The organism is Burkholderia sp. JP2-270 (genome assembly GCF_003233675.1).
Classification (GTDB): domain Bacteria; phylum Pseudomonadota; class Gammaproteobacteria; order Burkholderiales; family Burkholderiaceae; genus Burkholderia; species Burkholderia pyrrocinia_C.
This window is the reverse complement of the sequence record NZ_CP029828.1, coordinates 16,368-29,681: the sequence shown is the minus strand read 5'-3', so window position 1 is coordinate 29,681 and position 13,314 is coordinate 16,368. Positions and strand designations below refer to the sequence as shown.

Sequence of the window (13,314 nt, the reverse complement as noted above, 5' to 3'; positions counted from 1 at the left end):
ACTTCGCAACGGGCAGTCCCCGACTTGCGTTTTAAGAAAGCGGCAGGCTCACGAGACGGAACTCTGTAATGCGGTATCCAACCCGCGTATGTCAGTGTGATCCACCGTCGAGCATTATTGCTACGTCGCCCTCAGGAAATTTCAAAACCTATGGAAAGAGCTTGAAAACCGATCGTGCTTGACACGGAAAGTCATATCAGTGGAATGCCCGGGGCCTGAGCCAGCGATAATGCAGGCAAAGGAACCGGAAAGATGACGAAGAGAACCCGACGGACGCACTCAGCGGCGTTCAAAGCGAAAGTGGCCCTGGCGGCGGTCAAGGGCGAGCGCACGCTGGCCGAACTGGCGCAGCAGTTCGATGTGCACCCGAACCAGATCACGGAGTGGAAGCGGCAACTGCAGGAGCGTGCGGCGGATGTGTTCGGCGCGGCCGCTCCACCGTCGAACGAGCCGCCGGTGGACGTGAAAACGCTGCACGCGAAGATCGGACAGTTGACGCTGGAGAACGATTTTTTGTCAGGAGCGCTCGGCAAAGCCGGACTGCTGAGCGCAAAGCGATGATTGACCGTACGCATGCGCTGCCGGTTTCGCGACAGACGCGACTGGTTGGCATCGCGAGATCGAGCGCGTATTACCGGCCGCAGCCAGTGAGCGAGGCGGACCAGTTGCTGATGCGGCGGATGGACGAACTGCACATGGAGTTTCCGTTTGCCGGAGCGCGGATGCTGGCGCGTCTGTTGCGCCGGAAAGGCCATGAGGTCGGCCGCCGCCGCGTGCGCACGCTGATGAAACGCATGGGCGTGGAAGCGCTGTACTGCAAGCCGAACACGAGCCGACGCAATGCGCAGCACAAGATCTGGCCGTACCTGCTGCGCGGCATGAAAATCGCCCGGGCCAATCAGGCGTGGGCACTGGACACGACATACATTCCGATGGCGCGAGGCTTCGTGTACCTGACGGCGGTAGTGGATTGGTCAAGTCGCAAGGTGCTCTCGCACCGGGTGGCGATCACGCTGGAAGCCATGCACGCCGTCGAGGCGCTGGAAGAGGCGTTCGCGCGCTACGGGCAGCCCGACATTGTGAACACCGATCAGGGCAGCCAATTCACGGCGAACGCGTTCACGGAAGCCGTATTGGGCCGAGGCATCCTGCTGTCGATGGACGGCAAGGGAAGCTGGCGCGACAACGTGTTCGTCGAACGGGTGTGGCGAAGCATCAAGTACGAAGAGGTCTACCTGAAAGCGTACGAGTCGGTCAGCCATGCCCGGCGCTCCATCGGCGAATACATCAACTTGTACAACCGGAATCGGCCCCATTCGAGCCTAGCGGATCAGACGCCGGATGAGGCATACTTCGCGACGCTGCCTGCGATCAAATCGGCAGCATGATTGCCTCGGACGCTCCACTTAAAAATCTCAGAAAACTGTCCGAACGAGCGAGGCCACCTCTGTTTTGACCGGGACAACGACTTCCGGGGAGTGGGAACGGTGCGCGGTGCCGATCGATACCGGTTTACAAACCATCAATGAATCAATGGGATATCTCACGTGGACACTTGGCAATCGCAGGCATGACAAGCTGCCATGAATCATTCGCTATCCCCCTGTCGTTCGCAATAGCGTCGCGCGACCGCGATTCGATATTCGAGCTTCATCCAACCCACGGTATCCGGTGAGCAGCCATCCCTATCGCAACTTCCCCCGCAAAATGCACCGCGATAGAGCGGCTCGAGCAGCCTGACATTCACGACATAAGGTGTTTGTTAGCGACAACGCCGGCACGCGGTTTCCAGTGGCCGATGCTGTGCCGGGCGTCCTCTGATGCCCCCGATGCCTTCCGTCAATGCCAGCTTCAGAGTCTCGCGAAGCGACCTTCGTATAGACCGCTCTTGGAATTCGATTCATTTTTCCTTTCGCTTCTCAATTTTATGAAACATTCTCTTTGATTTTTTCGATCATCCTTGGCATCAAGGATATCGGAACGATAGATATGAATAAATATTTGCGCAGCGCCACAAATGCACTAGGATTTTTCTTGTGGCGCAGAAAAGCACGTTGAAACGATTAATGTCATTCCGATGATTCGGTCACGCCACACGTAATAGAGTGCCAGCGACATGTCATAACTGTTTCCCAAAACGTATACCGGGGGTATTACCATGTCGATCCTGCAATGCATGACGTCCTCGTCACGCTCCCATTGGAATGGCAACCGCATCCCGTCGGACCGGGACGCTCCGCGCCTCGCGCGGACGCGCCGTCAGAAACTCCTTGTCGCCGGCGTTGGCCTTCTTGGCGCTTTCGCGTTCAATCTGCCGGCAGGCGCCGCCACCGCTACGGCCACGATGACCGTCACCGCAACGGTCGACGCCACCTGCCAGATCACGACCACCCCGCTGACCTTCGGCACCTATACGGGCGCCCAGACGGACGCCACCTCCACCGTTTCGGTCACCTGCACCAACACCACTCCGTATAACGTCGGACTCGATGCGGGGCTGGCGACCGGCGCGACCGTGACGACCAGGGCGATGAGCATCACTGGCTCCAGCCTGCCCTACTCGCTGTTCCAGGATGCCGGCCGGACCGTCAACTGGGGCAATACCGTCGGCACCGATACCCTGACCGGCACCGGCACCGGCAGCACCCAGGCTCTGACCGTATATGGTCGAGTGGCGGCGGGCCAGTTGGTCACGCCGGGTGCGTACACTGACACGATCACTGCCACCATCACCTATTGACTGATGGCGACTAAGCCATACAGCGCGATCGCGCGCGTTGCGGCGTTCATCGCTCTTCTATCGGATGGCGCGGCCAGCGCGCAGTCGCTGACGGTGCTGCCCGTCACCATTCAGATGACACCGGGGCGACTGGCCACAGCCCTGACGGTCATCAACCAGGGCGACAGCGAAACCGGCGTCCAGGTCCGCGCCTTCGCCTGGAACCAGGCTGATGGCAACGATTGGCTGACGAGTTCCGAGGAAGTGCTGGCAAGTCCGCCGCTCACCACGATTGCGCCGAGGGCGACCCAAGTCGTGCGTCTGGTGCTGCGCAGGCCGCCGCAGGGACACGAGGCCACCTACCGCGTGCTGCTCGACCAGATCCCACCGCCGGCCGCGCCGGGGACCGTGCGCATCGCGCTACGGCTGTCCATTCCGGTCTTCGCCGAGCCGGAGACCCGGGTGGCCCCGCATGTGCAGTTTCACATCGAGCGCGATGCCGGGCGCGCCTGGCTCGTGGCGATCAATGACGGCGGCCGCCACGAAACCATCCGCGACATCGCGCTCACGACCAGCGAGGGCAGCGGGCTGCGGACCGAGGCTAACGTGTCGCCTTACGTTCTGGCCGGCGCCACTCGCCGTTGGCGCATTGTCGAGCAGGCCCGCCTGCCGGTGGCGGGTGGAACCGTGCGCCTGACCGCGCGCGCAGAAACCGGTGTCGTCGACCAGCCGGTGTCTGTCGTTGCGGCTCCCTGATCGCCCGCGCGGCCGTTATGCGCCTGTGCCATTCGACGATCATCGTGCTCGCCCTGACCATCATTCCGCGACTAACCGAAGCCGCTCCTCAGCAGACGCTTCTGTTGGAGGTGCAGGTCAATGGCCAGTCCACCGGCAAGATCGGTGAGTTCACGCTTCGCGACGGCGCGCTGTTGGCACAGCGAAGAGAACTGCACGACCTCGGCTTTCGGGTCCCCGACTCCCTCGCCTCCGGGGCTGACGGCCTGATCGCGTTGTCCGACCTGCCGGGATTGACTTGGCGCTTCGATCAGCCGAGCCAGACGTTGTACGTCACCGCTGCAAACGACCGCCTGCTGCCGACGCTGCTGAATCCCGAAGGAAGCTCCAGCGGATCTGGCGCGGTCGAGAGCAGCACCGGTGCGATGCTCAACTATGACATCACCGGCACTGGCACCGATCGCCGGAGTGTCGCCAGCGGACTGTTCGAGCTGCGGGCGTTTTCGCGTTGGGGCGTCGCCAGTTCGGGGCTGCTGGCCTACGCCGGCGGAGGTCCAGGCGGCCCCGGCACGAAGTCCGCGATACGCCTGGATTCGACCTACACGCTGTCGGACCCGGATACGCTGCGCCGCTATCGCCTGGGTGACTTCATCACCGGCAGCGTCAGCTGGACGCGTCCGGTTCGCCTCGGGGGAGCGCAGGTTACCTCGGACTTCAGCTTGCGGCCAGATCTCGTGACCTTTCCGTTGCCTCTGGTCAGCGGCTCCGCCGCTGTCCCCTCCACGGTGGATGTGCTGGCCAACGGTACCAGGCTGTTCTCGCGGCAGGTCGAGGCGGGCCCCTTCGAGATCCCGCAATTGCCGGTGGTGACGGGAGCCGGCACGATTTCGGTGACGCTGACCAACGCGCTAGGCCGGCAGGTGGTCGCGACGCTGCCCTTCTATGCCAGCTCTGCGCTGCTCGCCCCAGGTCTGCAAACTTTCTCGGTGCAAGCGGGTGCAGTGCGACGCAACTGGGGCGTACTCAGCAACGACTACGGCAACTTTGCGGCCACCGCCACCTGGCGTCGCGGCCTGTCCGATGCGGTAACCGCCGAAGCCAGCGCCGAGGGCACCGCAGGCACGTTCATGGCGGGCGGCGGCCTCGTGATGAACGTCGAAAATCTCGCCGTGTTCAACGTCGCCGCAGCGACCAGCACCGGCTCCGAGGGCACCGGCACGCAGTTTTCCGCCGGTGTCCAGCGTCTTGGCACGGTATTCAGCTTCGGCGCCTCCGTATCGGTGGCCGGCCATCGCTTCCGGGACGTCGCGGCGATCAATGGCGACCCGGTGCCACGGCTTCGGCTGAACGCAAGCGCCGGCCTGTCGCTGGGGCGGTTCGGCTCCCTGGGCGTCGCGTATGCGGGGATCGACCGCGACACCGCTCCGAACCCGATCAGGCTGTACGTTCCGCCGGGAAGCGCGCTGGCCCAGAACGCATCAGCGGGAGACACCATCAATTTCCAGCCGGCCCAGCGCACGCGCGTCCTCTCCGCCAGCTATTCGGTCCCGGTGCGCAACATGTCGATCTATGTCACAGGGTTTCACGACTTCGCCAACAATGGCAGCAGCGGGATAGCGGCCGGTATGACCATCCCGCTCGGCACGCGCAGTTCGATCAGCACCGGCGTGGGGGGCGGGTCGGGCGGCGGCTACAAGCAGGTGCAGGCGGTGCAGTCGGCAGTGACGATCGGCGACTGGGGTTACCAGCTCTATGGCTCCGACGGCCAATCCAGCCACGAGTTCGCCCAGGTGCAATACAAGTCGCCCTGGGCTCTACTCTCGGCCGGCGTCGACCGCATCGACAGGCAGACGTCGCTACAGCTGGAATCCCAGGGCGCGATCTCGTTCGTCGGCGGCAGCCTGTTTGCGTCCAACCTGATCGAGGATAGCTTCGCCGTGGTGGATACCGGTGGACTGGAGCATGTCCGGGTCCTGTACGAGAATCGCGACGCAGGCAGGACCAACTCCGCAGGGCGACTGCTGGTGCACGATCTGCGTTCCTTCGATATCAATCACATCGGCATCGATCCAACCGATATCCCGCCGGATGCCGCGATTTCCTTCACCACGCGCGAAGTACGGCCCCAGGACCGCTCCGGCGTCGTGGTCAGGTTCCCGGTGCGGATCAGCCACGGCGCATTGCTGCGGCTGATCGACGAGGCCGGCACGCCGATGGCGGTCGGCAGCACCGCGACGCTGCGGGCGACGGGTAGCACCGTTCCCGTCGGCTATGATGGAAGTGCATATGTCCTGGACCTCAATGCCCACAACGAACTTGACGTCGAGCGGCCGGACGGGCGGCGCTGCAATGTCGCCTTCGACTACCAGCCCGTGCCGGGCGATATCCCGACGATTGGACCATTGCCTTGCCGGGAGCAGAAGCCATGACGCGCGAACTGGCCCTCGCGGCGCTGATGTTGCTCGCGTCGCCGGCGGGGCATGCGGCCTGCACCGTGTCCGCGTCGGGCCTCGCGTTCGGCGTGTACAACCCGAACTCCGCCGCGCCCACCGATAGCATCGGCACGGTGACGCTCAGCTGTACCTCCGCGTCCGGCACCGGCGGCTATACCATCGAGCTTGACGCTGGCGGGGGCGGCAGCTACGCCGGGCGCAGGATGAGCAGCGGTGTTTCCATCCTGCCTTACCAGCTCTATTCGGACGCCGCACACAGCCAGATCTGGGGCAACGGCACCGGCGGCAGTTCCGTCGTTACTGGCACGGACAATATTCCGCAAGCGGGCGGTACCTCGACCTACCAGGTGTATGGTCGAATCGTTGCAAGGCAGGCGGTCAGCCCCGGTGCCTATACCGACGTCGTTGTCGTGACCGTGACGTATTGATTGACGGGACGCTGTGCATGCGTGGTCATTCAGGTGTTCCGGCTGATCCGCGACGTGCACGCGGCCGTTGTGGCGGGCGACGCTGATGCGCTGAGGCATACTTCGCGACGCTGCCTGTGATCAAATCGGCAGCATGACTGCCTCGGACATTCCACTGATATGACTTTCCGTGTCAAGCACGATCGGTTTTCAAGCTCTTTCCATAGGTTTTGAAATTTCCTGAGGGCGACGTAGCAATAATGCTCGACGGTGGATCACACTGACATACGCGGGTTGGATACCGCATTACAGAGTTCCGTCTCGTGAGCCTGCCGCTTTCTTAAAACGCAAGTCGGGGACTGCCCGTTGCGAAGTGGAAACGCGGATTGCTCGAATACCGGGCTACGCCGCCTTCAGGAAACTCCCTGCACGATCAGTTCATCGCTTATCCATATCAACGTGTCGCCGGTCTCATGTGGACTGCACGCTACGCGGCAATGCAAGCGCCATCGCGAGTCGGGCGATGTCCCAGATAAAACCGGCCAATTCGCGCGCAACGGCAACGACCGCAATGTTGGCATTCTTGCCGCGGGCCACGAGCTTGCGATATCGCCGGCACAGTCGCAACTGCGCATCCCACGCCCGATCGATAATCGCTTTGGGGAGCCCTTCGTGTCGCCGCTGAATCTCCGGCGCAATGCGTGCCACGTGCCGATAGCTCCAGGCTGCCTCAACAAGTAGCTTGCGGGCATAGCTGTTGCCAGTCTTGGTGATGCTGCCCTGACGCCGCTTGCCGCCCGACGAATGCTCCGAGGGCGTCACACCAAGCCACGCCATGAGCTGACGTGGGTGCGTGAAGCGCGACAGGTCTCCCAATTCTGAAACCATGCCGACAGCCGTAACAAACTGCACGCCGCGCATCGCCTGCAGAGCCAGCACCACAGGATAAAAGCGCCAGTTGACGACGGCATCGCGCAATGCCGCCTCCAGTCGTCCACACTGCACCAGCCGATCCTCGATCGTGCGCCGATGCTCTTCAAATGCCAGTTGTTGCCATGCATTAGCGAACGAGTACTCGGAGAGCCAGCGTCGGTGCGATTCACCCCAGTTCGCGCGCCCCGTATAGCCCACGCCATGAGCGAGCAGAAACGACTTCAGTCGCTGCCGGGCTTGCCGCAAATCCTCCTTGACGGCTGCCCACGCCCGCGCTAGATCCCGAAAGGCTTCGTCTTCGACACCCGGCACATACACGGCAGTCAGGTCGCCTGCACGAAGAGAACGAACGAGCTTCGCGGCGTCGCGCCGGTCCGTCTTGACGCGCTCGCCAGGTTTCCTCGGAATAAGCGATGGCGCACAGACCATGCTCTCGAAGCCGCGCTGCGTCAGTTGCCGATGCAGCCCGTAGCCGCACGGACCCGCCTCATAAACCACACGCACGTGCGAAGCCTTTGATTGCAGCCGCTTGCATAGTCGATCGATCTCCGTTTGGGTTGTGCCGATCTTGCCAAGCGATTCGACCTCGACTGCGTCGATCGCATATGCGACCGTAATCGATTCCTTATGCACATCCAACCCAACGTACACCGTGCTATCGTCCTTCATGCTGGCCTCCGTGGTGGAAATCGCCGGGTGTGGCCCTGCCCACACCGTGCGGCTCTGGCAGCAATGCTAACCCGCGTTGAATTCGCCACGCCAGGCCAGCCCCCGCCTCACGGAAAGTCATACTGGCTTAAAAATATCGAGAACCTGTCCGAACGAGCGAAGCCACCTCTATTTCGTCTTGGCCGACTCCATCCGCAGAAAATACGGAAACCTGCCAGGGATTCAAGAAAAGGCCAATCAGCAGTTAGGGAAACACTGATTTATCCGGCTCGGCGGTCATCGCTGACGTAGCCGAGGACGTTGTAGAAGACAGTTCACGGAACGAATCCACGACGATGAAACGGCAAATGAGCTTTGCGGAAGCGGAAAGCGCGGGCAAGAAGCGCGTGACCCGGCGCCAGCGTTTCCTGGACGAGATGGAGAAGCTGGTGCCGTGGTCGCGGTTGCTGATGGCAATCGAGCCGTACTACCCGAAGGGCGAGCGTGGCCGCCCGCCGATCGGTCTGGAGCGGATGCTTCGAATCTACTTCCTGCAGCAGTGGTACAGCCTGTCGGACGAAGGGCTGGAGGATGCGCTGTACGACAGCATCGCGATGCGGGCCTTCGCCGGGATAGATCTGGCCGTCGAGAACGTGCCGGATGCGACCACGCTGCTGAAGTTCCGGCGCCTGCTGTTTGAACATGACCAGACGCGCAAACTGTTCGACGAGATTGGCATCTCGCTGTGCGAACGCGGGCTGATGATGAAGGAAGGCACGCTGGTCGATGCGACGATCATCGAAGCGCCGCCGTCGACCAAGAACGCCGAGAAGCGTCGCGATCCGGACATGCATCAAACGAAGAAAGGCAACGAGTGGCACTTCGGCATGAAGGCGCACATCGGCGTCGATGCCGATTCGGGGCTGGTTCACAGCGTGGTCGGCACGTCCGCCAACGTGTCGGATGTTTCGCAAGCGCACGCGCTGTTGCATGGTCATGAGCAAGAAGCGTTCGGCGACGCGGGCTACATCGGCGTAGACAAGCGCGATGAAATGAAGAGCAAGTCGGTGAAGTGGCGCGTGGCGGCCAAGCGAGGCAAGATCAAGGCGATCCAGGACGGTGCGCTGAAGGATCTGGTGATCGCGCTCGAGCGAACCAAGGCACAAATTCGCGCGCGGGTCGAGCATCCGTTTCATGTCGTCAAGAACCTGTTCCGTCATCGCAAGGTGCGCTACAAGGGACTGGCGAAGAACACGGCGCAACTGTTCAGCCTGTTCGCTTTGGCGAACTTGGTGATCGCGCGAAACCGGTTGCGCTCGGTTCATGGGAGTAGTCCGTCACGTGTATGAAAAATGCAGGAAATGAGGCGCTTCCCGGGGTCAAACTTCCCCGAATTGGCTGCGCTTCACTTCGGCATCCGGAATTTGCGCGTCAGCACGGCCGACAAGCTCGCGCGTTTGCCTATTAATCAGCGTCTCCCTAGTCTTACTGTGTCAATAAATCAGCATTGGACACTGAACAAAACGGACATCGCTGGAGCCGGCGCGCGATGTAGGCGGAGATACGCCAGCGCAACGTGGTGATCGAATCAGCCACGTGGCGCCGCGCGCGCTGGGGACCCGCGTGGCACGTAATCCGAGGGTAAGGCAAATGGGTCGCGGATCGCGGAGTTTTTTTTACTGTCGCCTTGAATGAGGCGTTGAGCAACAAGAAACCCATAGGCAGCAATACACAACGATGCATGGTGATGGAATCCACGCCAGCCACGGCCTTCGAAGTGTCCCAGGCCGAATTCCTGCTTGAGATCCTGATAATCCCGCTCGATACGCCAGCGCATCTTGGCAACATGAACCATGCGTTCGAGCGTCGTGTCTGGGGGCAAAGTCGAAAGCCAATATTTGAGTGGCTCCGGATCACCTTCGGGCCATTCGATCAGCAGCCATTCCTCATCGCGCAGTGTGGACCGCCAGTAATCGCGGTGTGAAGCACGCACGCGCACGGCGGCAAAGCGCGAACTGAGCGTGGCGCACGTGCCTTCGCGCCATATCACGTTGCGATAGCACGAGGCGTCGAGCGTCGATGCCAGATCCTTGACTCCAATCGGCTCATGTCCCGGCGCGCGCCGCAACAAGCTACGCGGCCGGCCCGATTTCCCCGCGGAGGGCTCAGGCGGTAGAGGAGCGGTGCCCGGCGCCCATACGCGCGTGTTCGAGCGAATCCCCACCGCATACTGCAGCCCGAGCTCGCTGACGGCCTCGCGAAACGACGTGTCGTCTCCATACCCTGCATCGGCCAAAACGACACCGTCGGGCGCGCCGCTTTGCCGTGCTTCGCGCAACTGCCCGGTCGCAATCGCCGGTTTGGTTGCAAACTCGATTTCCTCGGGCACGCCGGCTTTCTCTCGTCGAGCAGAATCGTCGCTCCATTCACGCGGCAGATACAGTCGATACGACACCGGTAGGCTCGCGTCTTCCGTCGCCACCGATAGACTCACCGCAACTTGGCAGTTGTCCTGCTTGCCCAACTGGCCGCAGTATTGCCGCGCTACGCCGACCGAATGCTTGCCCTTCTTGGGAAAACCCGTGTCGTCAATGATCCAGTACAACCCGCCAGCCGGGTCCATGTGCGGCAGCACCCAGCGCCGCACTTGCTCGAGCAGCGCCGTATCGGACCATTCCGACTTCGCCACGAAATGGTGCAGCGACTGGTGTCGCGCGCTTACACGTTCCGGTTCCAGATGTGCCGCCAGCGGCTCGACGCTCTTGCGCCGAATTGGCAGCATCAGCCCTTGGCAATAGCCCCTCAATCCTGAGTCGCGATCGTTATGCCCAAGCGCCTCACACAAATGTTCCAGATACGCCTCGAATGACGTCTCCCAGTCCATCATTCCTCACGCCATGGATGAAGAAGTTTCTATAATGGCATGAATTTATTGACACAGTAAGACTAGGAGACCAATGTCGTTTATGTTGAGGTCCGGATGCGCCGCACGTAAGCGGCGCGCGTAGGCCAAGGCGGACTCACCCGCTGCTCTTGGAAGCTCATTGTGGATATTGGCAAGCGCTTGACCTGCCCCCTTCAATAAGGCCAATGAGCTTCTAGCAAAGTCCCTTTAAACCAGCTCCTGGAAAGCGGCAGGAGCATCCGCGGTTGCCCGATGTTTCGCCGCAAACTCTGACGGCGCAAGGTAGTTCAGTGCGCTGTGCGGCCTTTGCTCGTTGTAGTCCTGACGCCATGCCGCGATGACAGCCCGAGCGTGCGCGAGCGTCGTGAACCAGTGCTCGTTAAGGCATTCGTCGCGGAACTTGCCGTTGAACGATTCGATGTACGCATTCTGCGTTGGCTTGCCCGCCTGAATCAACTTCAGCGTGACGCCGTTCGCATACGCCCACTGGTCAAGCGCGCGGCTCGTAAATTCGGGTCCCTGGTCTGTTCGCACCGCCTTGGGATAGCCACGGAAGCGAGCTGCACGGTCCAATGCCCGAGCGACATACAAACCTGAGATGCCATGGTCGACGACGATGTCGATAGCCTCTTTCGTGAAGTCGTCGACGACGGTCAGGCACTTCACGCGCCGGCCGTTCGAAAGCGCATCCGTCACGAAATCGATTGACCACACCTCGTTGGGTGCGCCCGGCAATGCCAGTTGCTCGCGTTCAATCACTACGCCGTGGCGCTTGCGACGGCGCCGCACAGCCAGCCCTGCCTCACGGTACAGACGATAGATGCGCTTGTGATTGGCGTGCGTGCCTTCGCGTTCCACCAGGGCGTGCAGTCGGCGATAGCCGAATCGACGACGTTCGTGCGCCAACTCCACCAGACGCGCCGCTAACACCTCATTCTCGTGGTCCGGCTTCGCGTCGTAATGCAGCACGCTGCGAGAAAGCCCGACAAGCCGGCAGGCGCGGCGCTCGGAGATGTTGACCTTCTCCCGAATCGCCGACACTGCTTCGCGTTTGGCTTGCGGGCTCAGGGCTTTCCCTTGACGACGACCTTCAACGCTTCCATATCGAGCATTGCTTCGGCCAGCAGTTTCTTCAGCCGGGCATTCTCCACCTCGAGGTCCTTGAGCCGGCGGGCTTCCGAGACTTCCATGCCGCCGAACTTTGCGCGCCAGGTGTAGAACGACGCGTCACTGAACCCGTGCTTCCTGCACAGTTCCTTGACCGGCATACCGGCTTCAGCTTCCTTCAGAAATCCGATGATTTGCTGTTCCGTAAAGCGCTTCTTCATGTTCGTCTTCTTCTCCGAAAACGAACTTTACTAGACTCCGGCTGGCCCTGTTTGTAGGGGGCAGGTCAGAACGCTGCGCACCCGATCAACATGCCACCCAGCGAGAGTGCGAGTTTTCTCATCACGACATTCATGTTCGTCTCCTTTAGAACGCGTGGCGGATGCCGACGACGGCCCCGCTCGTCGAGCCTTCGCTTGCGTAGAGCGCACCGTTCAGGGAAAGCCCCGTATTCATCTTTCCGTGGTTGTTGACGAACGCGAATTGCCCGTACAGCGTCGTGCGCTTGGACAGGAAGTATTCGACGCCGACGCCGGTCAGGATCGAATGGTTGGCCGTGTCGTTGCCGTCGCTCGTGTACCACGCGCCGGCGTCCACGTTCAGCGCCGGCGTGACGGCAAAGCTCAGGCCGCCGCCGTATACGCGGTTGTCGAACGAGCCGGCCAGCTTGTAGTTCACGAACGACGCCTTCGCGGTCAAGCGGCCGTACGTGTAGCCTGCCCCGATCGTGCGCCCCGTGAAGGCGACCGTGGTCGGTACGGGTGTCGACGCCGCCGTACCGCCCGCGTTGCCGCTGTAGAGCGCCGTATCGACCGTCAATCCGCCGATTTCGTATTTCAGTCGCGCGCTGTATTGCCGCCCCGCCTGGAAATTGTCGGGCTCGCCGCCCAGCGCGAGCATCACGCTGCCTTGCAGGCCGGCGATGACGGGGCTCGTATAGGAGATGGCGTTCGGGTTGAACAGCCCCGTATCGAGTACGCTGCCGACGTAGATGACCGCAGCGCTGCCGAAGTACGACACGTTGCGCGGATCGGTGTTGATCAGCGACAGCACGAACGGCGAATACTGCACGCCGGCCTGCACCGTGCCGAGGTCGCTCGTCAGGCCGACCCAGGCCTGGCGGCCGAAGAAGTTGCCGTTCGAGTTCGCGATGCCCCCGTTCGCCATGCTGATGCCGCTCTCGAGCGAGAAGATCGCCTTCAGGCCGCCACCGAGATCCTCGGTGCCACGCATGCCGAATCGCGACCCAGCCGTGCCGCCGTCGATCATCGAAAACTGATGCGCGCCATCGCCTGCGGTGCGGCTCGTATAGAGCAGCCCCGCGTCCAGGACGCCGTACAGCGTGACTTCGCTCTGCGCGTATGCCGATGAAGCTGCCATGCAGGATGCCGCGATGGCAAGCGCGAT

10 protein-coding genes are annotated in these 13,314 nt (G+C 61.8%); 6 read left to right on the top strand and 4 right to left on the bottom strand.

The features are described from left to right. Positions 1 to 252: 252 nt before the first annotated feature. The 5 genes from DM992_RS39420 (at position 253) to DM992_RS39400 (ending at position 6,335) form a co-directional block, all read left to right on the top strand. A protein-coding gene (locus DM992_RS39420; RefSeq protein ID WP_111021695.1) for an IS3 family transposase occupies positions 253 to 1,388 on the top strand; the annotation gives its coding sequence in 2 pieces (ribosomal slippage) (positions 253 to 517 and positions 517 to 1,388; 1,137 coding nt in all). Positions 1,389 to 2,158: 770 nt separating this feature from the next. Then, positions 2,159 to 2,740, top strand: coding sequence for a spore coat U domain-containing protein (locus DM992_RS39415; RefSeq protein WP_111021694.1), 582 nt, complete (start codon positions 2,159 to 2,161; stop codon positions 2,738 to 2,740). Positions 2,741 to 2,743: 3 nt separating this feature from the next. Next, the gene (locus DM992_RS39410) at positions 2,744 to 3,475 is read left to right on the top strand and encodes a fimbria/pilus periplasmic chaperone (protein ID WP_111021693.1); all 732 of its coding nucleotides are present in this window, start codon (positions 2,744 to 2,746) and stop codon (positions 3,473 to 3,475) included. A 44-nt stretch (positions 3,476 to 3,519) separates the two neighbouring features. Then, positions 3,520 to 5,883, top strand: a complete 2,364-nt coding sequence (locus DM992_RS39405; RefSeq protein ID WP_239511574.1) for a fimbria/pilus outer membrane usher protein — start codon at positions 3,520 to 3,522, stop codon at positions 5,881 to 5,883. Further along, the gene (locus DM992_RS39400) at positions 5,880 to 6,335 is read left to right on the top strand and encodes a spore coat U domain-containing protein (RefSeq protein ID WP_111021691.1); all 456 of its coding nucleotides are present in this window, start codon (positions 5,880 to 5,882) and stop codon (positions 6,333 to 6,335) included. Before DM992_RS39405 ends, DM992_RS39400 begins: the two co-directional genes overlap by 4 nt. Before the next feature lie 450 nt (positions 6,336 to 6,785). Here DM992_RS39400 and DM992_RS39395 read toward each other — a convergent pair whose 3' ends face one another. After that, positions 6,786 to 7,916: an IS110 family transposase gene (locus DM992_RS39395; RefSeq protein ID WP_111021690.1), complete on the bottom strand. Its 1,131-nt coding sequence runs from the start codon at positions 7,914 to 7,916 to the stop codon at positions 6,786 to 6,788. A 335-nt stretch (positions 7,917 to 8,251) separates the two neighbouring features. On the opposite strand from DM992_RS39395, the gene DM992_RS39390 reads away from it, so the two are divergent. Next, entirely contained in the window at positions 8,252 to 9,244 is a 993-nt protein-coding gene (locus DM992_RS39390; protein WP_111021689.1) for an IS5 family transposase, read from the top strand. A gap of 239 nt (positions 9,245 to 9,483) precedes the next feature. Here DM992_RS39390 and DM992_RS39385 read toward each other — a convergent pair whose 3' ends face one another. The 3 genes from DM992_RS39385 to DM992_RS39375 all read right to left on the bottom strand — a co-directional run bounded on the left by DM992_RS39385 (position 9,484) and on the right by DM992_RS39375 (position 13,287). Continuing rightward, entirely contained in the window at positions 9,484 to 10,779 is a 1,296-nt protein-coding gene (locus DM992_RS39385) for an IS701 family transposase (protein ID WP_111021969.1), read from the bottom strand. 228 nt (positions 10,780 to 11,007) lie between these two features. After that, positions 11,008 to 12,128 (bottom strand): IS3-like element IS407 family transposase gene (locus DM992_RS39380; protein WP_111021688.1). Its coding sequence is split into 2 segments (ribosomal slippage): positions 11,008 to 11,870 and positions 11,870 to 12,128, totalling 1,122 coding nucleotides; the frame shifts between segments, so codons are not numbered across the junction. 145 nt (positions 12,129 to 12,273) lie between these two features. Then, on the bottom strand, positions 12,274 to 13,287 hold the full coding sequence (locus DM992_RS39375; RefSeq protein ID WP_239511573.1) for a porin: 1,014 nt from the start codon (positions 13,285 to 13,287) through the stop codon (positions 12,274 to 12,276). Positions 13,288 to 13,314: the final 27 nt, after the last annotated feature.

Excerpts from the sequence above, each read along its gene's own strand:
- DM992_RS39395 (WP_111021690.1), bottom strand. The coding sequence starts at position 7,916 with ATGAAGGACGATAGCACGGTGTACGTTGGGTTGGATGTGCATAAGGAA.
- DM992_RS39400 (WP_111021691.1), top strand. The coding sequence starts at position 5,880 with ATGACGCGCGAACTGGCCCTCGCGGCGCTGATGTTGCTCGCGTCGCCG.
- DM992_RS39410 (WP_111021693.1), top strand. The coding sequence starts at position 2,744 with ATGGCGACTAAGCCATACAGCGCGATCGCGCGCGTTGCGGCGTTCATC.
- DM992_RS39375 (WP_239511573.1), bottom strand. The coding sequence starts at position 13,287 with ATGGCAGCTTCATCGGCATACGCGCAGAGCGAAGTCACGCTGTACGGC.
- DM992_RS39385 (WP_111021969.1), bottom strand. The coding sequence starts at position 10,779 with ATGGACTGGGAGACGTCATTCGAGGCGTATCTGGAACATTTGTGTGAG.
- DM992_RS39390 (WP_111021689.1), top strand. The coding sequence starts at position 8,252 with ATGAAACGGCAAATGAGCTTTGCGGAAGCGGAAAGCGCGGGCAAGAAG.
- DM992_RS39415 (WP_111021694.1), top strand. The coding sequence starts at position 2,159 with ATGTCGATCCTGCAATGCATGACGTCCTCGTCACGCTCCCATTGGAAT.